Genomic DNA, 18,946 nt, shown 5'->3' on the forward strand with positions numbered 1-18,946 from the left:
TAAAAATTACTATATTTGCCGCTCGAAAGAAAGACTTTCGTGTACATAAAAATTATTTACAACAATATTAGCATGTATTTAGATCAAAAAGAAAAAGAAACCATCTTTACAAAATATGGTAAAGATGCAAAAGACACAGGTTCTGCAGAAGGACAAATCGCGTTGTTCACTTACAGAATCAACCACTTAACTGAACACTTAAAAAAGAATCGTAAAGATTTTAATACAGAGCGTTCACTAGTAAAATTAGTAGGTAAAAGAAGAAGTTTACTAGACTACTTAACAAAGAAAGATATCTTAAGATATCGTGCAATAATAAAAGAATTAGGATTGAGAAAATAAAAAAAAGAGGCTTTTCAGCCTCTTTTTCGTTTTAAATATAACTCTGCGTAGAGTATAAACCCGTATTGAAGAAGCTTATTATAGTTTTTCATTGGTCACACAACAACTACACACAACAACACAACGACCATTGTTTAATTAGAATTAAAAAATTTATGATTCCAAAAGTTTTTAGAGAGGTCATTGACCTTGGTGATGGACGTACAATTTCCATCGAAACCGGAAAATTAGCAAAACAGGCGCATGGTTCTGTTGTTGTGCAATCTGGAAAATGTATGCTTTTGTGTACAGTTGTTTCCAACTACCAACAAAGTGATGTTGACTTTTTACCGTTAACGGTAGATTACAGAGAAAAATTTGCTGCTTCTGGACGTTATCCAGGAGGTTTCTTCAAAAGAGAAGCAAGACCAAGTGACGGCGAAGTATTAACAATGCGTTTAGTAGACCGTGTTTTACGTCCGTTATTTCCAAAAGATTACCACGCTGAAACCCAATTAATGATTCAGTTAATGTCTCATGATGAGGATGTGATGCCAGACGCTATGGCTGGATTAGCAGCTTCTGCAGCGATTCAATTATCTGATATTCCTTTTGAAACACCAATTTCCGAAGTTAGAGTAGGTCGCGTAGATGGTCAATTCATCATCAACCCAACAAGAGCACAATTAGCAGTTTCCGATATCGATATGGTTATTGGAGCGTCTGCAGATTCTGTGATGATGGTTGAAGGTGAGATGAGTGAGATTTCTGAAGAAGAAATGGTTGAAGCCATTAAATTTGCACACGATGCCATTAAAATACAATGTACTGCTCAAGTAAAATTAGCGGAAGCCTTTGGCAAAAAAGAAACCCGTGAATACGAACCAGAACGTGAAGATGAGGCATTAGCTAAAAAAGTAGAAGCTTTAACTTACGATAAAGTATATGCCGTAGCAAGAGCTGCATCGGCAAAACATGAACGTAGTGCTGCTTTTGATGCTATTAAAGAAGAAGTAAAAGCAACTTTTACCGAAGAAGAATTGGCTGACTATGGAGGCATGGTTTCCAAATACTTCTATAAAGCTGAGAAAAAAGCAGTTAGAGATTTAACCTTGAATGAAGGCTTACGTTTAGACGGACGTAAAACAACAGATATTAGACCTATTTGGTGTGAAGTTGATTATTTGCCATCTACACATGGTTCTTCAATCTTTACCCGTGGGGAAACTCAAGCCTTGGCAACAGTCACTTTAGGAACTTCTAGAGAAGCAAATCAAATAGATATGCCATCGTTTGAAGGTGAAGAGCGTTTCTATTTACATTATAACTTCCCTCCTTTTTCAACTGGTGAAGCACGTCCTTTAAGAGGAACGTCTCGTCGTGAAGTAGGTCATGGAAATTTAGCGCAACGTGCCTTAAAAGGTATGGTGCCTGAAGACTGTCCATATACCGTAAGAATCGTGTCCGAAGTATTAGAATCAAACGGTTCTTCTTCTATGGCTACTGTTTGTGCCGGTACAATGGCATTAATGGATGCAGGGGTTCAAATTAAAAAACCAGTTTCAGGTATTGCCATGGGATTAATCTCTGATGCTGAAACAGGAAAATACGCTGTGCTATCTGATATTTTAGGTGATGAAGATCACTTAGGCGATATGGACTTTAAAGTAACCGGTACTGCCGATGGTATTACTGCTTGCCAAATGGACATAAAAGTTAAAGGCCTTTCTTATGAAATTTTAGTAAATGCTCTTAAACAAGCACAAGCTGGACGTTTGCATATTTTGAGCAAACTTACTGAAACAATTGCGCAACCAAACGCAGATGTAAAAGCACATGCTCCTAAAATGATTACAAGAGTGATTCCTAATGCGTTTATTGGTGCCTTAATTGGTCCTGGTGGAAAAGTGATTCAGGAATTACAAAAAGCTACTAAAACAACCATCGTTATTAACGAAGATCCGATTACCGAAGAAGGTATTGTTGAAATTTTAGGAACAAACCCAGAAGGTATTGCTGCTGTATTGGCCAAAATAGATTCGTTAATGTTTAAACCAGAAGTTGGTGGTACATACGAAGTAAGAGTCATTAAAATGCTTGATTTTGGAGCTGTTGTAGAATATACAGAAGCCCCAGGAAACGAGGTGTTATTACACGTAAGCGAACTAGCTTGGGAACGCACTGAAAATGTAACCGATGTGGTTAATATGGGTGATGTCTTTAACGTGAAGTATTTTGGTGTAGATCCAAAAACCCGTAAAGAAAAAGTATCCCGTAAAGCATTATTGGAAAAACCTGAAGGTTATGTAGCAAGACCACCAAGAGATAACAACGACCGTGGTGGACGTGATAACAGAGGTGGAAGTCGTGATAATCGCGGACGTGATAATCGTAGAGATGATCGTCGTGACGATAGAAGGCCTAGAGAAGACAGAAAAGACGACTAAGTTTAATAATCTGATAAATTTAAAACCTCACAAGATATTTTTTTGTGAGGTTTTTTAATTTACTTAAACCTTTGATTACCCATTGCTTTTTGAAATAAACTCCAATTCACGTCACTAGCATTAATAATAAAAGTTTCCGATTTCTTAAAAAGAGTCGTCACACCTCCTATAGCTGCACCGCCTAAAGCACCAATTCCTCCAAAAGCAAGTGCTCCTTCACCCGCAGTATATGCTAGGACCCAAGCATCCGGATCAGCTGTTGACACTCCTACAATCGCTCCTAAAGCAGCTCCAGACGCAGCACCAATAAGCACATTATTACCTGCTGCACGTTTGGTTTTTATAAAACCAATTTCTTGTAAACTTATTTTTTCTTGTTTGCTACTGCCTTTTAGTTCCAGAAGTGAATCATTAATAAAAATTAGCGACCCCTTATTTATCTGCTTGCCTTCCAAATTATATACTCTAAGGTATATATTGTACTTTTTTACTTCGTTTTGAGCATACGTACTTGTGCTAAATACCAAAACTATAGCCAAAGCCATTATTCTGATTTGCTTTTTTAGTGTTTTCATATGTAAATATTTATTGTTTTTAATGATCATATGGTATCCCTTTTATCTTCATTGGGGTGTGTGTTTCCAAATAATGGCGATTTCATGATTTTTTAAATTTATATAGTTAGCTATTGTAATTAATTTTATTAGAGTTTATAAGTAAGTCCGATTTTAGAAGATTTAATGTCTCCTTCACCTGTTTCAAAAATAGCATTAACGGAGTATTTTTTAAGCCTCAACCCTAATGTTATACCGCTAAATCCCGTGCTATCACTATATAATTCTGTGTTTTTGTAATTTAACAAATCACCTAGATAAAAACCTAGAGTGAACGCTTCTTCATTAGAAATTTTAAACACATATTCTGAATATAAATTGAAAGTGAACATAGATTTTTGATTGGCAATAATCAGGTCCACATCATTATTTGTAGTTAATTCTAATTCAGATAATTTATCTTGATAAGGTCCAAATTCATTTAGATAAGCAAATTCTAAACCTATAAAACGCCAATCCACTTTAGGTCTTGTATAAGTATAGTTTATTCCAGATTTAATATTAATGGTATAAAAATGACTCTTTTCACCTTTAACAATTAGATCACTATATCCTTCCTTAAAATTATAAGTACCATAGGTTCCTCCCAATCCATAATAATAATTATAAAACCTTCCCGTAGTATTTCTATGAATATTAATTGCTGCTATAGTTTTAGTATCATTAAAACTACCATCCTCTTGCGAATGTTTTCCAAAACTAACATCACCAGACACATAGGTTGCTGTTGTTTTTTTATCTATAAAATGTTGTTTTTCTGTATAGGACTTTATCGAGCCATACGAACCTGTGGTATAAACCCTTTTAACCCCACAAGAACTCACAATAATCACCAATAATAAATTCAATAATGCTTTCATAATAACAGTGTTTAAAGTCATGCTTTTTATTTTAAAAAACACATGAATGGTTAGCAGTTCAAATGTACTTTGTGATATTTGATAATCATTTGACTAAAACGCTGATAATTAGATTTTTTTTTCTTAAATTTCACAAAGCCTTCCAGAAACCTACTTGTAATCTTTCAAAAAATGCAAGAACAATTTATTAGGTATCTAAAGGAAAAAACACAAAATCATACCTCATTTGTAGAAGAAATAGCCACTATTTTAGATATAGGTTATGATGCGGCATATAGACGTATTAATTTAAAAACCAGCCTATCTCTTGAGGAAAGTGTAAAACTTGCAAAACACTATAAAATATCATTAAATAATTTATTTGAAGTTGGCAGTCAAAATTCTATCCTTACAGAATTATCACCACCAATACACAATAAAGAAGGTTTAGAACGCTACTTTAAACAATCGCTTAATAATGTTTTACCATTAACACAATTAAAAAGTGCTTCCATAATTTATTCAGCTAAAGACATCCCCCTTTTTCATACATTAAAAGATTCCTTTTTATCGCGTTATAAAATTTATGTTTGGTTAAAAGATGTTGATACCAATATGACCAAAAGCAAAGTCTCTTTTGATGATTTTATAAAGACCATTCCTGATTCATTACTTGAAAACGCATACAAATTAGGTGAAGTTTACAAAGACATAAACATTACAGAGATTTGGAACAATACCACCATTAATGGTACATTACAACAAGTATTATACTATTTTGAAGCAGGAGCGCTATCAAAAAAATTGGCATTGCTTATTTGTTCAGACATTGAAGATGTTATTCGACATGTAGAAAAACAAGCCATTCAACAGTCTATAATTGGTTCCAAAAACAAAGCTATTTACAATCTATACATTAACGATATCCATACCATGAGCAATACTATTATGGTAAAAACACCTTATAAAAAAGTATTCTTTACACCTTTTACAGTAATAAGTTATTTTAAAATAGAGCATCAACCAACTTGTGAACTTATGCACGATTTTTTTGAAAAACAAATGAGTATTTCTAAGCTATTGGTGAATGCCGGCGAAAAAGACAGGTCCTTATTTTTTAATAGAATGCATCAAAAAATAAACCGATTGCGAGAACGCATCATTATCGATAATGATGCGTTTGATTTTGAATAGCAATATCTTTATCACAAACAAGAGCTAAATCGGACTGACTCCAACCTTTCTGACTTCTTAACTCAACAATACGCTGACCAATTTTCTTTTTAAGTTGTTCCTTGTTCATAAAACAAATGCCAATTAATTATACGGCAATTTTGTCATATAATACTCAATTAATTTATCTAACATTATTCGCGTTTGTCTTTTTTAAGTCTTTCATCAATAGGTAATTCAATAAACTCAATAACTTCTACTTTCCCAAATTCTTTATATAAAGGATTTAAAATAATATTTGATTCTAATCCAACAATAGTAGATGGTACTCGTAATGCAAAAACATGTCGATCTTTTGCCAAATCCGTGAAAATTCCTGTTGTTTTAGAAGAATATGGGTATTGATTCCATCTTTCCGGAAGCTCTTTTAACTCTTCTATTACAAAATCATCTGGAAATTGAATTTTCACAATTAATATTTCTTTTGGCAAATATGCGATGTTTTCAGAGTGAACATAATACTCTAGCAAGGCCAATGAAATATTTTCTGAACAATAAACAGCGCGTGTTCCAACTTCGTTCCATCTACCGCCAACCTTTTCAGCCCCTATTCCAGAAAGTGTTAGATCTTTATATTTCACATTAGCTACCCGATAGACAATCATTAGCTATAAACATTGTATTGAATTCTAACAATTTCGGTTTCAACCATTTCAAAACCAAAACTACTATCAAGTAGTTCAAATGGAATTTTATTCCCAAGAGTCTTGGATGGAGTCATTAACCATTTCTTAAAGTCTTCTTTAGAATCAAAAACCTCATAACCTAATCCGAATAATCTCGCCAATTCGTAGATTCGTTCTGAAGTTTCTTTTCCATAAACGGTTTTCTTTTGCATACTACTAATAGATGCTGGAAGTATATGTTCAAACTCTTTTTCAGTTGAACCTGTAAAATGTATTAATTGTTTCCAATCTGTCTTTTTCACACCTTCCCTGATACGTCCTATTAATTCCATTTTAAACCCTGGAGCATCTTTAGCATTTGCAACAACCCAAGAAGGCGAAAATTTTGCAGGACCAACTGATTCCCTTCCTTTTGTAGCAACCCTCGTTTTTGTTACACCTTTCTTTTTATTTGAATCTTTTGATTTTTCCTTTACATTCATGATTGTATTTTTACGTCTATGTAATTGTAAATATACAATAATATTTTTGATTTCTAATTTAATTGATTCAAAAATTATTAGCTCATATAATCTGACACCAAACGTTAAACCTTGTTAAAAATTTGCTTTTCTACTCATTTTCATTATATTATGAGTTATGATATACGAAGACAAAGCAAAATACTCAGACATTTTAAAGAACTCTATTACTTATTTAGAGAACCACGGTTTTAAAAAAATTAAAGCTGATACTGATGGTTATGAAACCCCAAAATCTTATCTAAAAGCAGGAAGTGATATTAGCATTACCCCTGACATTGTAGCAGAAAAGGAAGGTAGGAAACATTATTTTGATTTAAGTTTGAAATCCGAAAAACCAAAATTATTAAAATCCAAATGGTTATTTCTCAACACCTTAAGCAATTTAAAATCGTCTAGATTTAGACTTATTACAGCTCGTGGGCATTATGCTTTTACACAAGAAATGTTGGAGGCAATAAATCTTAATAACAAAACATTAATTAAGATTTAAAATAAAATTTTCAGAACTAAAATCTGCATTAACAATAGGAGCGGCATCCTTTTATTTTTGTAAATAAAAGATATAATGGATAACGTGACCTTTTTTAAGGTCATGCAATAATAAATTTAAAACTTTTTGTAACATTTTTTAATATAGTTACGTATAACCATTGAATAACAATATTCATTTTATAACTTAGGAGAACTTTAGATGAGACAACTTAAAATTACGAAGCAGGTTACCAACAGAGAAACCGCTTCGTTAGACAAATATCTTCAAGAAATTGGAAAAGTTGACTTAATTACCGCAGACGAAGAAGTAGAATTAGCACAACGCATTAAAGCTGGCGACCAAGCTGCTTTAGAGAAGTTGACAAAAGCAAATTTACGTTTTGTTGTATCGGTAGCTAAGCAATATCAAAACCAAGGTTTAACATTGCCCGATTTAATTAATGAAGGTAATTTAGGTTTAATTAAAGCGGCACAACGTTTTGATGAAACCCGTGGTTTTAAATTTATATCGTATGCCGTTTGGTGGATTCGTCAATCGATTCTTCAAGCCTTGGCTGAACAATCACGTATTGTACGTTTACCTTTAAACAAAATTGGTTCTATTAACAAGATTAATAAAACATTTGCGTTTTTAGAGCAAAGTCACGAGCGTCCACCTAGTGCTGAAGAAATTGCAAAAGAATTGGACATGACTATTAACGATGTTAAAGAGTCTATGAAAAATTCGGGCCGTCACGTAAGTATGGATGCGCCTCTAGTTGAAGGTGAAGATTCTAACTTATATGATGTATTAAATAGTGGTGAATCGCCTAACCCAGATAGAGAGTTATTACACGAATCGTTACGTACAGAAATTGAACGTGCTTTAGAAACTTTAACACCTCGTGAAGCAGACGTGATTCGTTTATACTTTGGTTTAGGAAACCAACACCCAATGACCTTAGAAGAAATTGGTGAGACGTTCGATTTAACTCGTGAGCGTGTACGTCAAATAAAAGAAAAAGCTATTAGAAGGTTAAAACACACTTCTAGAAGTAAAATATTAAAAACATATTTAGGTTAGTAAACTTTTTACGACTAAATAACAGTAACAAACAGTTACACATAACTGTTCGTTTTTTGATTGATGAAAGAACCCCCGGCTGATTACCGGGGGTTTATTTTTCCCATCTTCCGTCTTCCCTAAGGGAAGAAACTTTTTTCCTTAATTATAAATCCCCCTATAAAGGAAAGGGACTTCTAAAAGACTTTTCTATATTTGCATAAACTTTACAACACACCTTTATAATGAGTTCTAAATTAATTGCGCCTTCGCTACTTGCTGCCGATTTTGCCAACCTTCAACGCGATATAGAAATGGTAAACCAAAGTGAAGCCGACTGGTTTCATATAGACATTATGGACGGTGTTTTTGTACCAAATATTTCATTTGGTATGCCTGTTCTACAAGCCATAACTAAGCATACAAAAAAAACGGTTGATGTGCATTTAATGATTGTTGACCCTGATAGATACATTAAAACATTTGCAGATTTAGGAAGCCATATTTTAACGGTTCATTACGAAGCCTGTACACACTTACATAGAACGTTACAAGCCATTAAAGCCGAAGGCATGAAAGCTGGTGTTTCATTAAATCCACATACAAATGTGAGTCTTTTAGAAGACACCATTAACGACATTGATTTAGTGCTTATTATGAGTGTGAATCCTGGTTTTGGTGGTCAAAGCTTTATTGAAAATACGTATGATAAAGTAAAACAGCTAAAAGAATTAATTACACGTAAAGGCGCTTCCACCATTATAGAAATTGATGGAGGTGTAACAACTGCCAACGCAAAAGCACTTACCGACGCTGGTGCTGATGTTTTAGTTGCCGGAAGTTTTGTTTTCAAAAGCAACAATCCACTTGAAACCATAAAGCAACTTAAAGCTATTGCCAATACTTAAAGACTGTTTAAGTTTTATCTTTTGGCTCTTTTATGTGTCTTTTTCCGCCATACTTCAGCTATCTTTCGGTCCATAGCTATGTACCTCTCTCTCGCAGCAGCCTGGCTCCTTCGCTAAAAAGGTCTCCCATACCTTTTTTATACGCTCGGCCCTGTCTGATAAATAAATACTCTATAAACCATTCCAAAAACAAAATTTAAATAGTCTCTTAATATTGCTTTATGTAATAGTTTAACAAATCGGTAGTCGTTACCATACCCACCAAAATACCATTATCTACAATAGGCAGTGCATGAAACTCTCTTTCAGCTAAAATAGTAGCCGCTTCTTTTATAGTGGTATTGCTATTTATAGTTACGATGCGCTTACTCATCACCTGCTCTATTGTAAACGAGTTATATACAACAGTATTTACATCATGCTCGTCTTTTGTGGTTTCAGCAAAACTAATTTTTAGTAAATCGGAATAACTTAACATTCCTATTATCACATCTGAACTAACAACTGGAATGTGTTTGATTCGGTGCTTATTAAAAAGCATTTCGGCTCTCTCTAAATTATCGCCTCTTTTTAATGCGACAACACTTTTACTCATTATTTCTGAAACTGGTGCTCTTCGGTTCATTTTTTTTATTAATTGAAAGATTAAATGATATTAAAACTGTTTTAGTAAGTACTTTATAAGATCTGTAGTGGTAACAATACCAACTAATTTGTTATTATCGACAACAGGTAAAGCATGAAACTCTTTACTTGCCAAGATCTCTGCTACCTCTTTTATTGAATTTGAAGTTGAAACTGTCATTATATGCTTTTTCATTACTTGCTTTATAGTAAACATATTATATACCATGGCATCGGCATTAACGTCGGAATCTGAATTATCTGTAATATCTGCGAAACTAAGTCGAAGTAAATCTGTATAACTTAGCATGCCCACAACGACATTGTCATTAACTACGGGCAAATGTCGTATATGGTACTTTTTGAAAAGACGCTCTGCTGTTTCTAAACTATCCTTCTTTTTTAACGTAACAACAGGCGCTGTCATTATCATTGAAATAGGCGCTTTACGTATCATGACTTTTCAATTTTAGTTTTTACTATCACTAAAATTATAAAATCAAACCATAGAAAAGCATGACAAAAATCATGTAAACCAATGAATAAGTTTGTACCATTAAAATAATAAATATCACCTGTTAGCAATTAATTTTTCTAAAACAAAAATTGTTCACTATCTTATGGAGATATAACTTATTTAGGAGTGTATGCTGTGCACTTCCCCAAATTTTTAGTCTTAGTATATATAACTAAATATTAAAACTAAATATTTATGAAAATAAAAAATTACTCTATGAAAAGTATTGCGTTACTTTTTGTAGCGAGCATGTCACTATTTACTTGCTCAAACGAAACACTACCTGACTCACAAACAGAGGCAGCAAGCATGTTGCAAGAAAGTGCTAAAACCAGTTCTAAAAAAACCTCTGACACTAGATTGCATTTTACAACCAACCTTAGTGGCGCCAATGAAGTTCCTCCTAATGGTTCGAAAGCTACCGGACAAGCTATTGTTACTATTAGCAAAGACGAAAGCACTATTCACTACAAGTTAATTACGGCTAACATAGAAAATGTAAGGTTTTCCCATTTCCATATGGCTCCTGTGGGCGTAAACGGAGGTGTTGTGGTTACATTGTATGTAAATCCGAATGAACAACCTTCAGGTCCAGCGAATGGTATTTTAGCAGAAGGCGACGTTACAGCTGAAGATATAACCGGTTCACTTGCAGGTGACATGCCAGGTCTTATAGACGCCATGAGAAATGGGCTTATTTATGTAAATGTTCACACCTTTCCAACATTTGGTGGAGGCGAAATTAGAGGCCAGCTTTAAAAAAAACACGCACCTTTTATTGTTTTAAAATATAAGGTGCGTGTTTTATTATTGGTTCATTTTAAACGAGTTTTAAAAATGCTCAATAGTTAATAACATTAAAATTGAGCATTTGTTTCACTTTGTCATAGACCTGCGGAAATTGCGACCTAAACTCTTTAGGTGTTTCAATAAAATTCTCAATTATTACAGCCACAAATTCAAATTGATTGGTGAATGCATATTTCCTAAAATAATCCGACTCCTTTAATTTATTTCTTAAAGCTTCATTTGAAGCTAACATACCTGACAGTTCCTTAAACGAATCGCTAAAAATAGTTGAACTCACATCACGTTCTTTCATACTGTTAATATGTATGGCATGGGTAAACTCGTGTATGCCTAAATTAATATTGTCATTATCGGTATTAAATCCTTTTACAAAATCTTCCCATGAGAGTACTAAAGCGGCTAGCCTAGGGTTGAACTCCCCTTTATGATATGCCTTGTTTGTTTTAGAATAAAAAGCGTTTGGGTATATGACAATTTTAGAAATTAAGCCAATATAAAAATCCCGAAAACCAAACGTAAGCATTACAGCTGTTGCCGAAATTAAAACTTTTTTTTCATCATTAATTACAACACCATCTCTACCAATAAAATCTTTATCATTAATAAAAGATGCCACACGATGTTCAAAGTATTTTTTCTCTGCATTACTAAGTTTTTTATAAAATGAAAATTGATGCTGCAAAATATCTTTTTGCGTTCTATTTAAACGCCTTAGTCGAAAATAAAAATGATTATATAATGGTTTTTTTTGCTTTAGCACATAACCCATTTCTATCATTTTGAAGATATAATTCAAAATAATACAGGACAATATGACTAACAAAATTCCAATAAGAATTTTGCCACCCAAAGTAAAATCTTTAGTAACCAGTAGGCTTAACATCAAGTAAAAACGTCTGTTTTAAAAATTAATTATATATCAATACCATTTCATCTTTGAAATTACTATAAGAGGTAAACAGGTGTTATATTACGGTCATTACAAAGGTTAAATAATATAAAGCTTAAAAGTACAAAACCTGAGTTTAAAATATTGAATTTTAAACTCAGGTTTTTGATGAAAACTTTATTTGATAGGATTCCATTTTTTACTAAAAAAGACTTGATTATGTTGGCAACGAAACTATTTTACTAAAAAACAATAAATGAACACACTTTTAAACAGTTCGGTGTTTTGGAAAACTTATATTAAAGATGGTTAAAAATAAGCCGTTTAAAAAATACGAAACTGCTTATTCTGAAAACCGTTATCAGCTTTGAAACTTAGTTTTTTACTTTGAATACTTTTTCTAAAATAGTATCCATTAAACACCATTTTGTTAATGATGATTGTAATAAATTGGCACCTACAAAGGCTGTAAACCACAACCAGTTATGATTTACATAAGCAGCAAGTAATAAGCTTATTAATATAAAGCTTCCTGCAATCCCCCTAACGATTCTATTTTTCATTTTGAATAATTTTAATTTGATTTTTCTATGTTTATAACTGCTACATGAATTTGCGACAAGCTTTGCTGTTGCTGGTTGAAATTATCGATTAATTCAAACAGCATATCAACATTTTCCTTCTTGACAAATGCATAAAAAAGAATGGATTCCGTTTGATTCATCTCTCTCGAAAACCAATTAGATTCAACAGCATCTTCAGTGCTATCCCTATAACCGGTAACATCTCTAAATGAGAATGTCTTCACATCGGCTTCTTTTAATTGGAGTTTAATATCATTTTCAAACTCTTTGATTGCGGTAATAATAACTAGTTTCATTTCTTTGATTATATATTACATTACTTTGATTATACATTAATTAATGTTCCCATTTTTTTCTTTCCGTGATGTAATAAATCAGCGGCACTACAATAAGAGTAAGAAGCGTAGAAACAATAGCTCCAGCTACTAATGATATGGCCAAACCTTGAAAAATCGGGTCAAATAAAATAATAGATGCTCCAATGACAACTGCTCCAGTAGTTAATAAAATAGGCGTTGTCCTTACGGCACCCGCATCTAAAATAGCTTGCTTTAAAGGAATACCATCGTTTAATCTTATCTCAATAAAATCGATTAATAAAACAGAGTTCCTCACCATCACACCTGCCAAGGCAATCATTCCAATGAAAGACGTCGCCGTAAAGAATGCTCCTAAAATCCAGTGACCAAGAACAATTCCGACTAACGATAACGGAATGGCAACCATCATGACCAAAGGTGTTTTAAAGTTTTGAAACCAACCAACAATTAACATGTAGATAATAACAATAACAATTAAAAATGCAGTCCCTAAATCGCGAAATACTTCTAAAGTAATTTGCCATTCGCCATCCCATTTCACAGTAAAATCTGTTTCTTCGGTAGGTGAATCCACATACAGTTCGTTAATTTTATAGCCCTTGGGCAGTTTTATTTTCTGAAGTTTTTCATTCATCCCTAAAATGGCATATACAGGACTTTCTAGCGCACCAGCCATATCTGCCAGTACATAAACAACACGTTTTTGATCTTTTCTGTAAATGGTTTTCTCTAAGGTTTCTTTTTTAACCGACACCAAATCACTTATTGGAATAACATGTCCTCGATTTCCTTTTATTTTCAGGTTTTGAATATCCTGAAGTGATGTTTTATCTTTATCATCTAAAGAAAGCACCATACTTACACGATCGTTTGATGTTTCATCATATAAATTAGCTATAGGATATTCTTGGAGTAAATATGTCAAGTTTCCAACCACTTGCTGCGGAGCAATACCATTTAACATGGCTTTTTCTTTATCTACCACCAAACGGTATTCAACTTGATTCGCTTCGACCATCCAATCGGTATCAACCACATCAACAGTATGCTCTAAAATATTTTTAACTTGTTGGGCAACTTTTATTTGCTCATCATAATCTGGTCCATAAACTTCAGCTACTAATGTAGAAAGTACTGGTGGTCCTGGCGGAACCTCAACAATTTTTACATTGGCATGGTATTTTTTAGCAATTTTTTGAATACTTGGTCGTACCTTTTTTGCGATATCATGGCTTTGTAAATCCCTATCTTCCTTATGTAACAGATTTACCTGTATATCTGCCATATTGCTACCGCCTCGTAAATCGTAATGACGTACTAAACCATTAAAGGTAATAGGCGCAGAAGCTCCAACATAATTTTGGTAATCTACAACTTCAGGAACGGTTTTTAAGTAGTGTGCAATTTCTTGGGTAACAACAGCTGTCCTTTCTAAAGTGGTGCCTTCTGGCATATCGATAACTACTTGAAATTCATTCTTGTTATCAAAAGGTAACATTTTAACAGCAACAGTCTTGGTAAAAAACATGAGTACGGAACCAACAAGCAGTAAAGCAGTAATGGCAAACATGACATGACGTTTTTTAGAACTGTTTAAAAACGGCTGCTCAACTTTTTTATAAATTTTGTAGATTTTACTTGTTTCTAATCCTGCTTCTTCTTTATGGGTTTGCCTCTCTTTTCCCTGTAATAAATGATAGCCTAAATAAGGTGTCACAGTTAATGCAACAAATAATGATAATATCATGGCAATAGATGCTCCAATAGGCATTGGGCTCATATAAGGTCCCATCATCCCTGATACAAAAGCCATCGGCAATATGGCAGCGATTACTGTAAAAGTGGCTAATATGGTCGGATTCCCTACTTCATTGATGGCATAAATGGCAGCTTGTTTAAATGGTAAGCGCTTCATTTTAAAATGCCTATGCATATTCTCGGCAATGATGATACTATCATCTACTACAATACCAACTACAAATACCAAAGCAAATAATGTAATTCTGTTTAATGTGTAACCCAGCATATAATATGCAAACAAGGTCAATGCAAAGGTTAATGGCACCGAGAAAAATACCACCAATCCACCTCGCCAACCCATCGCCAACATGACTAAAATAGTTACAGCTAATATGGCAACACCTAAATGCAATAACAACTCACCTACTTTATCTGATGCGGTTTCACCATAATTACGCGTCACATCAACATGGACATCATTTGGAATTAAGGTTGATTTTAATTTATCAATATGCGTTAATATCTTTTCAGATATTTTCATGGCGTCTGCCCCTTTTACTTTTGAAATTGAAATGGTAACAGCAGGATATTCTGATTTAAAGTCTTTAAAACCTTCGTTAGCTTGCCCAAAACCAAAAGACACATAACTTTTCGGTGATGAAGGGCCGTCTGTAATAGTAGCCACTTGTTTTAAATAAACAGGCATATTTTGGTTAACACCAACAACTAAATTTTCAACATCTTCCTTGGTTTCCAAAAAACGTCCGGTAGTAATTAAATACTCCGTATCATTATTAACAAAACTTCCGGATTGTGAACTGCTGTTATTGGCTTTTATCATTTGCATAATTCCCAAAGCATCCACGCCACTTTCTGCCATTTTATCTTTATCTAATGACACTTTTACCTCCCTATTTCTGCCACCAATAACTTTAGTAATGGAAACATCTTTTACTTTTTCAATTTCCGAAATTAATTCTTCAGCAATTTGACGCAATTGATAATCATCATAGTTTTCACTCCAAAGGGTTAATCCTAGCATGGGCACATCATCAATAGAACGTGTTTTAACTATAGGTTGGTAAACACCTTCAGGAAACATATTTTTGTGCTTCATCAACTCATCATATAATTTTACATAAGAGCGCTCTGTATCTTCACCAACATAAAATTGAACCACCATAACCGCTTGACCGTTCATAGCCATACTGTGAATGTGTTCAACACCTTTAATGTTTGAAATAATCTTTTCTAAAGGTTTTATAACCCGACTTTCAACCTCGCCTGGATTTGCTCCTGGATAACCAACCATAACGTCGGCCATAGGCACATTTATTTGTGGTTCTTCCTCTCTAGGAATGAGAAATGAACTATATATGCCAATAACCATCAAACCAATCATCAACAAAATGGTAAGTTTTGAGTTGATGAAAAAATGAGCTATTTTACCTGAAATTCCTTCTTTCATGTTCGTTTATTTTGGGCGTTTTAACAGGCTATTCGCTATATCTTTTTTACTTGTTCTCGATACCTTTCGTTACCTCAAGGCACTCAATCTGATATAAAAAAGGATGCCGCTGCTATCCTTAACGCGTTTTTAACTACTCCAAAGCCACAAAGACTTATGAACTAATTTTTTAACTTATTTTGATTTCTTTTTAAAGTCTTTTATCAAACTACCTTCCTTAAGGAGTTGTGGATGGGATTACTTTAGCTCCGTTAAACAATTTGCCATCAGCCGAAATAATATATCTTTCATTGGATGATAACCCAGATAACACTTCTACTTGGTCACCAAACGTTCTACCTAAGCGCAACCAACGTAATAACGCCGTATTACTTTCACTAACCGTATAAATTCCAGAAAGTTGCCCCTTAGTAACAAGCACTTCATTAGGTATCAAAACCATTTCAGATTTTTCTTGGGTCGTAATTGGAAACTGAACCGTTACAAACATGCCGGACAGGATTGAATCATCTGTTTTATCTAAAGCCACTTTCACCATATATTGCCCACCCGTATTTTTTGCAGAACTACTTATTTCAGTAACCTTACCTTCAACCGTTTTGTCAATTGATTTTACAAGGATATTGACAGAGATTCCTGAACTAATTTTTGAAATGTCACTTTCTGGCACACCAGCCATCACTTCAAATTTTCCTGGTGCTTCTATAGCTATTAAAGGCATTCCTGGGTTCGCCATATCGCCATTTTTAATGAATTTACCCGTAATAACACCATCAAAAGGCGCACGAATGTTAGCATAAGCAAATTGGGCATCTACTTCATTTTTCATTTGTTTTGCACCTTCTAATCTGGCTTTAGCCATATTGTAATGCGCTGTTATATCATCAAATTCTTTTTGAGATGCGCTATTTTCTGCAAACAAATTTTTAAAACGGTTATAATCTTTTTCAGCATTTTTATAGGCCGCTATCGCTTCTGATATGCCTGCATTAACTTGTGACAGTTTAGCTTGTAAATCTGCATTATTAATAGCGACTAGTAACTGACCCGTTTTTACATGATCACCAACATTTACAGGCGTGTTCGTAATAAAACCCATCATCCGTGTACTTAAACTGGCACTTTTAACGGCTTGTATGGTTCCACTAGCTGTTAAAAACGGCCTGCTACTATTTTCATTTATTTTGCTTACTTTCACAGGAATTGGCGGATTCCCTGCTATTGTTTTTTTCTCTTCACTACCACAGCTTCCTGCTAAAAATGTGAGTGCTAAAAAGGCTATTGTATATTTAGTTTTCATCTATTTATTTTTTATTGTTTTTAGAAGTTAATGTCATTCGCCAATAATTTTTTTATTGATATCAACATCATTAACATGGCTCGTTTCATAGTTTTCATTCAGCTTTAGTTAAAAACTGTAAGTATGCTTGTGTATAGTTATATTCAAAAATGGTTTGGTAATATTCTAATTGTTTTTGTGCGAATTGCGTTTCTGCTATTAATAAGTCTGATGTTTTTTCCAAGCCTTCTTCAAAACGATTTGTTCTAATTCTTAAAGATTCATGGGATTGTTCCATAGCTAGTTTTGAAAGTTGTAATTTGTTTTCAGCATCCATAAACATACGTTTGGCTTTATTCAATTCTAACTGACTTTGTGATAGATATTGCTCATATTGTAATTTTGATTTTTCATATGCTGCTCTACTTTTTTGAGATTTCCCAAAACGCTTGGTACCATCCAAAATAGTCCAACTTAATTGGGCACCCACTAAATAGCCATTGGCGTCACCTTGAAAAACTTTGTCATCGTACAATTCATAACTTCCAAAAGCATTTAAAGTAGGTAGAAACGTCATTTTATCAGCTTTGTTCATACTTTGATAGGCATTGGATGCTAATTGCATGGCTTTAATATCTGAACGTTCTGTGGGCACTTGAGATGCTGCAACTAAATCAAAATTATTGACAGTTAAGCTATCTGTAGGTTTTAGTATAGCATTGCTGGTATCGTTCATAAGGAATGATATATAATCTGAAGCGTTTTCAACATGACTTTTAGCTATTTGCAACTGATTCTTAACCTCAGTAACTCTAACTTCTACAGCCAACACATCGGCTTGTTGTAAATAGCCTTGTTTAAAGCTGTTATCTGCTAATTTTTTATTTGATTCTGCTGCTCTAAGTGCTTTTTCTAAAACATCTAATGCTTTATAAGCTAATTGCAATTGCATATACGCTTTATTGACTTCAAACATCAAATAATCACTGGTTCTTTCAGTTTGTAAAGTCATGGCTTCCATCTTACTTTTAGCTGCTTTGCGCTGATAAAGACCATCCATATTTATAAGTGGTTGTTTCACTTCAATGCGTGTCGCAAAATTTTGGGTTTGATCGGGATCATTTAATAATGCTGGATTAAAATCATTGGCAGTCAATATTTCCTGATTTAATTTTGAACCAAAAGCCATTAAAGGGTTGGTTGTAGAAATCCCTGTATGGGAAACTGCTATGTTTGGCAAAAAAATGGCATTGGTTTGTCTATAATCAGCTCTTGCTTGATTAAAGTCCTCTTTTGAAATTTTAATGGTTTGATTGCCTTCTTTAACTCTGTTTAACACTTCTGCTTTAGATATTGGGATAATATCTTGAGCATTAAGAATAGAAGCAAAACTTAAAAAACAAAAAGTTAAAATATTTAAGTTGTTTTTCATTTGTTGATTTATTGTTTTTATTGTCAAATTGAATGAGTCATGCATTACTTTCGTTGATATCGACCTCTACATTTGCTCATTAAAAAATTATTATTTAACAGAACAAATGTAGAGGTGTTTTTGAAGTCTTTTAGTAACCTATGTTACTTGGTATGGTAACTTATGTTACTTAATACTATAAAATATACTATTGAGAATAGCTATACAATGTAAAGATTGATAATGAAAAAAAATATG

At 33.5% G+C, this 18,946-nt stretch carries 20 protein-coding genes; 7 read left to right on the forward strand and 13 right to left on the reverse strand.

Annotation, left to right across the window (positions count from 1 at the left end; translation table 11 throughout):
- Nucleotides 1-72: 72 nt before the first annotated feature.
- Both rpsO and ACGLWY_RS02060 read left to right on the forward strand, forming a co-directional pair.
- Complete coding sequence (rpsO, locus tag ACGLWY_RS02055) at nucleotides 73-342, forward strand: 30S ribosomal protein S15 (protein ID WP_396618011.1); 270 nt, start codon at nucleotides 73-75, stop codon at nucleotides 340-342.
- A gap of 155 nt (nucleotides 343-497) precedes the next feature.
- Nucleotides 498-2,768 (forward strand): polyribonucleotide nucleotidyltransferase, encoded by a 2,271-nt coding sequence (locus ACGLWY_RS02060; RefSeq protein WP_396618012.1) that lies wholly within the window; start codon nucleotides 498-500, stop codon nucleotides 2,766-2,768.
- A 59-nt stretch (nucleotides 2,769-2,827) separates the two neighbouring features.
- Here ACGLWY_RS02060 and ACGLWY_RS02065 read toward each other — a convergent pair whose 3' ends face one another.
- Nucleotides 2,828-3,343, reverse strand: coding sequence for a hypothetical protein (locus ACGLWY_RS02065; RefSeq protein WP_396618013.1), 516 nt, complete (start codon nucleotides 3,341-3,343; stop codon nucleotides 2,828-2,830).
- A 128-nt stretch (nucleotides 3,344-3,471) separates the two neighbouring features.
- A complete protein-coding gene (locus tag ACGLWY_RS02070) occupies nucleotides 3,472-4,242 on the reverse strand; it encodes a hypothetical protein (RefSeq protein WP_396618014.1) in 771 nt (256 codons plus the stop codon).
- A 171-nt stretch (nucleotides 4,243-4,413) separates the two neighbouring features.
- On the opposite strand from ACGLWY_RS02070, the gene ACGLWY_RS02075 reads away from it, so the two are divergent.
- On the forward strand, nucleotides 4,414-5,415 hold the full coding sequence (locus ACGLWY_RS02075; RefSeq protein WP_396618015.1) for a hypothetical protein: 1,002 nt from the start codon (nucleotides 4,414-4,416) through the stop codon (nucleotides 5,413-5,415).
- Here ACGLWY_RS02075 and ACGLWY_RS02080 read toward each other — a convergent pair.
- The 3 genes from ACGLWY_RS02080 to ACGLWY_RS02090 all read right to left on the reverse strand — a co-directional run bounded on the left by ACGLWY_RS02080 (nucleotide 5,384) and on the right by ACGLWY_RS02090 (nucleotide 6,562).
- Nucleotides 5,384-5,524 carry a hypothetical protein gene (locus ACGLWY_RS02080; RefSeq protein WP_396618016.1) on the reverse strand — a complete coding sequence of 47 codons (141 nt, stop codon included), beginning with the start codon at nucleotides 5,522-5,524 and terminating at the stop codon, nucleotides 5,384-5,386. The two genes, ACGLWY_RS02075 and ACGLWY_RS02080, sit on opposite strands and share 32 nt — an antisense overlap.
- Nucleotides 5,525-5,588: 64 nt before the next feature.
- Nucleotides 5,589-6,059 (reverse strand): RES family NAD+ phosphorylase, encoded by a 471-nt coding sequence (locus ACGLWY_RS02085; protein WP_396618017.1) that lies wholly within the window; start codon nucleotides 6,057-6,059, stop codon nucleotides 5,589-5,591.
- Complete coding sequence (locus ACGLWY_RS02090; protein WP_396618018.1) at nucleotides 6,059-6,562, reverse strand: antitoxin Xre/MbcA/ParS toxin-binding domain-containing protein; 504 nt, start codon at nucleotides 6,560-6,562, stop codon at nucleotides 6,059-6,061. Before ACGLWY_RS02090 ends, ACGLWY_RS02085 begins: the two co-directional genes overlap by 1 nt.
- Before the next feature lie 157 nt (nucleotides 6,563-6,719).
- On the opposite strand from ACGLWY_RS02090, the gene ACGLWY_RS02095 reads away from it, so the two are divergent.
- From ACGLWY_RS02095 to rpe, 3 genes are all read left to right on the forward strand, one after another.
- Nucleotides 6,720-7,094 (forward strand): hypothetical protein, encoded by a 375-nt coding sequence (locus ACGLWY_RS02095; protein WP_396618019.1) that lies wholly within the window; start codon nucleotides 6,720-6,722, stop codon nucleotides 7,092-7,094.
- Nucleotides 7,095-7,295: 201 nt separating this feature from the next.
- Nucleotides 7,296-8,159, forward strand: coding sequence for an RNA polymerase sigma factor RpoD/SigA (locus ACGLWY_RS02100; RefSeq protein ID WP_100610046.1), 864 nt, complete (start codon nucleotides 7,296-7,298; stop codon nucleotides 8,157-8,159).
- A 224-nt stretch (nucleotides 8,160-8,383) separates the two neighbouring features.
- A complete protein-coding gene (rpe, locus tag ACGLWY_RS02105) occupies nucleotides 8,384-9,046 on the forward strand; it encodes a ribulose-phosphate 3-epimerase (protein WP_396618020.1) in 663 nt (220 codons plus the stop codon).
- 208 nt (nucleotides 9,047-9,254) lie between these two features.
- Here rpe and ACGLWY_RS02110 read toward each other — a convergent pair whose 3' ends face one another.
- Entirely contained in the window at nucleotides 9,255-9,671 is a 417-nt protein-coding gene (locus tag ACGLWY_RS02110; protein WP_396618021.1) for an HPP family protein, read from the reverse strand.
- Nucleotides 9,672-9,701: 30 nt separating this feature from the next.
- Nucleotides 9,702-10,127 (reverse strand): CBS domain-containing protein, encoded by a 426-nt coding sequence (locus ACGLWY_RS02115; RefSeq protein WP_396618022.1) that lies wholly within the window; start codon nucleotides 10,125-10,127, stop codon nucleotides 9,702-9,704.
- A 255-nt stretch (nucleotides 10,128-10,382) separates the two neighbouring features.
- Between ACGLWY_RS02115 and ACGLWY_RS02120 the strand changes: the two genes are divergently transcribed.
- A complete protein-coding gene (locus ACGLWY_RS02120; RefSeq protein WP_396618023.1) occupies nucleotides 10,383-10,946 on the forward strand; it encodes a CHRD domain-containing protein in 564 nt (187 codons plus the stop codon).
- An 82-nt stretch (nucleotides 10,947-11,028) separates the two neighbouring features.
- Here ACGLWY_RS02120 and ACGLWY_RS02125 read toward each other — a convergent pair whose 3' ends face one another.
- The 6 genes from ACGLWY_RS02125 to ACGLWY_RS02150 all read right to left on the reverse strand — a co-directional run bounded on the left by ACGLWY_RS02125 (nucleotide 11,029) and on the right by ACGLWY_RS02150 (nucleotide 18,709).
- Nucleotides 11,029-11,880, reverse strand: coding sequence for a zinc-dependent peptidase (locus tag ACGLWY_RS02125; RefSeq protein ID WP_396618614.1), 852 nt, complete (start codon nucleotides 11,878-11,880; stop codon nucleotides 11,029-11,031).
- 380 nt (nucleotides 11,881-12,260) lie between these two features.
- Nucleotides 12,261-12,449, reverse strand: coding sequence for a DUF2892 domain-containing protein (locus tag ACGLWY_RS02130; RefSeq protein ID WP_396618024.1), 189 nt, complete (start codon nucleotides 12,447-12,449; stop codon nucleotides 12,261-12,263).
- A gap of 11 nt (nucleotides 12,450-12,460) precedes the next feature.
- Complete coding sequence (locus ACGLWY_RS02135) at nucleotides 12,461-12,766, reverse strand: hypothetical protein (protein ID WP_396618025.1); 306 nt, start codon at nucleotides 12,764-12,766, stop codon at nucleotides 12,461-12,463.
- A gap of 40 nt (nucleotides 12,767-12,806) precedes the next feature.
- Nucleotides 12,807-15,998: an efflux RND transporter permease subunit gene (locus ACGLWY_RS02140; protein WP_396618026.1), complete on the reverse strand. Its 3,192-nt coding sequence runs from the start codon at nucleotides 15,996-15,998 to the stop codon at nucleotides 12,807-12,809.
- 217 nt (nucleotides 15,999-16,215) lie between these two features.
- A complete protein-coding gene (locus ACGLWY_RS02145) occupies nucleotides 16,216-17,298 on the reverse strand; it encodes an efflux RND transporter periplasmic adaptor subunit (protein WP_396618027.1) in 1,083 nt (360 codons plus the stop codon).
- 94 nt (nucleotides 17,299-17,392) lie between these two features.
- Nucleotides 17,393-18,709, reverse strand: coding sequence for a TolC family protein (locus ACGLWY_RS02150; protein WP_396618028.1), 1,317 nt, complete (start codon nucleotides 18,707-18,709; stop codon nucleotides 17,393-17,395).
- Nucleotides 18,710-18,946 lie beyond the last annotated feature (237 nt).

The sequence above is a fragment of the Mariniflexile sp. HMF6888 genome (assembly GCF_044335535.1).
Classification (GTDB): Bacteria; Bacteroidota; Bacteroidia; order Flavobacteriales; family Flavobacteriaceae; genus Mariniflexile.

Bases quoted from the DNA above. Each gene is read 5' to 3' on its own strand.
- ACGLWY_RS02135 (WP_396618025.1), bottom strand. From the start codon at position 12,766: ATGAAACTAGTTATTATTACCGCAATCAAAGAGTTTGAAAATGATATT.
- ACGLWY_RS02085 (WP_396618017.1), bottom strand. From the start codon at position 6,059: ATGATTGTCTATCGGGTAGCTAATGTGAAATATAAAGATCTAACACTT.
- ACGLWY_RS02110 (WP_396618021.1), bottom strand. From the start codon at position 9,671: ATGAACCGAAGAGCACCAGTTTCAGAAATAATGAGTAAAAGTGTTGTC.
- ACGLWY_RS02080 (WP_396618016.1), bottom strand. From the start codon at position 5,524: ATGAACAAGGAACAACTTAAAAAGAAAATTGGTCAGCGTATTGTTGAG.
- ACGLWY_RS02070 (WP_396618014.1), bottom strand. From the start codon at position 4,242: ATGAAAGCATTATTGAATTTATTATTGGTGATTATTGTGAGTTCTTGT.
- rpsO (WP_396618011.1), top strand. From the start codon at position 73: ATGTATTTAGATCAAAAAGAAAAAGAAACCATCTTTACAAAATATGGT.
- ACGLWY_RS02100 (WP_100610046.1), top strand. From the start codon at position 7,296: ATGAGACAACTTAAAATTACGAAGCAGGTTACCAACAGAGAAACCGCT.
- ACGLWY_RS02060 (WP_396618012.1), top strand. From the start codon at position 498: ATGATTCCAAAAGTTTTTAGAGAGGTCATTGACCTTGGTGATGGACGT.
- ACGLWY_RS02090 (WP_396618018.1), bottom strand. From the start codon at position 6,562: ATGAATGTAAAGGAAAAATCAAAAGATTCAAATAAAAAGAAAGGTGTA.
- ACGLWY_RS02130 (WP_396618024.1), bottom strand. From the start codon at position 12,449: ATGAAAAATAGAATCGTTAGGGGGATTGCAGGAAGCTTTATATTAATA.
- rpe (WP_396618020.1), top strand. From the start codon at position 8,384: ATGAGTTCTAAATTAATTGCGCCTTCGCTACTTGCTGCCGATTTTGCC.
- ACGLWY_RS02125 (WP_396618614.1), bottom strand. From the start codon at position 11,880: ATGTTAAGCCTACTGGTTACTAAAGATTTTACTTTGGGTGGCAAAATT.
- ACGLWY_RS02120 (WP_396618023.1), top strand. From the start codon at position 10,383: ATGAAAATAAAAAATTACTCTATGAAAAGTATTGCGTTACTTTTTGTA.
- ACGLWY_RS02115 (WP_396618022.1), bottom strand. From the start codon at position 10,127: ATGATACGTAAAGCGCCTATTTCAATGATAATGACAGCGCCTGTTGTT.
- ACGLWY_RS02075 (WP_396618015.1), top strand. From the start codon at position 4,414: ATGCAAGAACAATTTATTAGGTATCTAAAGGAAAAAACACAAAATCAT.
- ACGLWY_RS02095 (WP_396618019.1), top strand. From the start codon at position 6,720: ATGATATACGAAGACAAAGCAAAATACTCAGACATTTTAAAGAACTCT.
- ACGLWY_RS02140 (WP_396618026.1), bottom strand. From the start codon at position 15,998: ATGAAAGAAGGAATTTCAGGTAAAATAGCTCATTTTTTCATCAACTCA.
- ACGLWY_RS02145 (WP_396618027.1), bottom strand. From the start codon at position 17,298: ATGAAAACTAAATATACAATAGCCTTTTTAGCACTCACATTTTTAGCA.
- ACGLWY_RS02150 (WP_396618028.1), bottom strand. From the start codon at position 18,709: ATGAAAAACAACTTAAATATTTTAACTTTTTGTTTTTTAAGTTTTGCT.
- ACGLWY_RS02065 (WP_396618013.1), bottom strand. From the start codon at position 3,343: ATGAAAACACTAAAAAAGCAAATCAGAATAATGGCTTTGGCTATAGTT.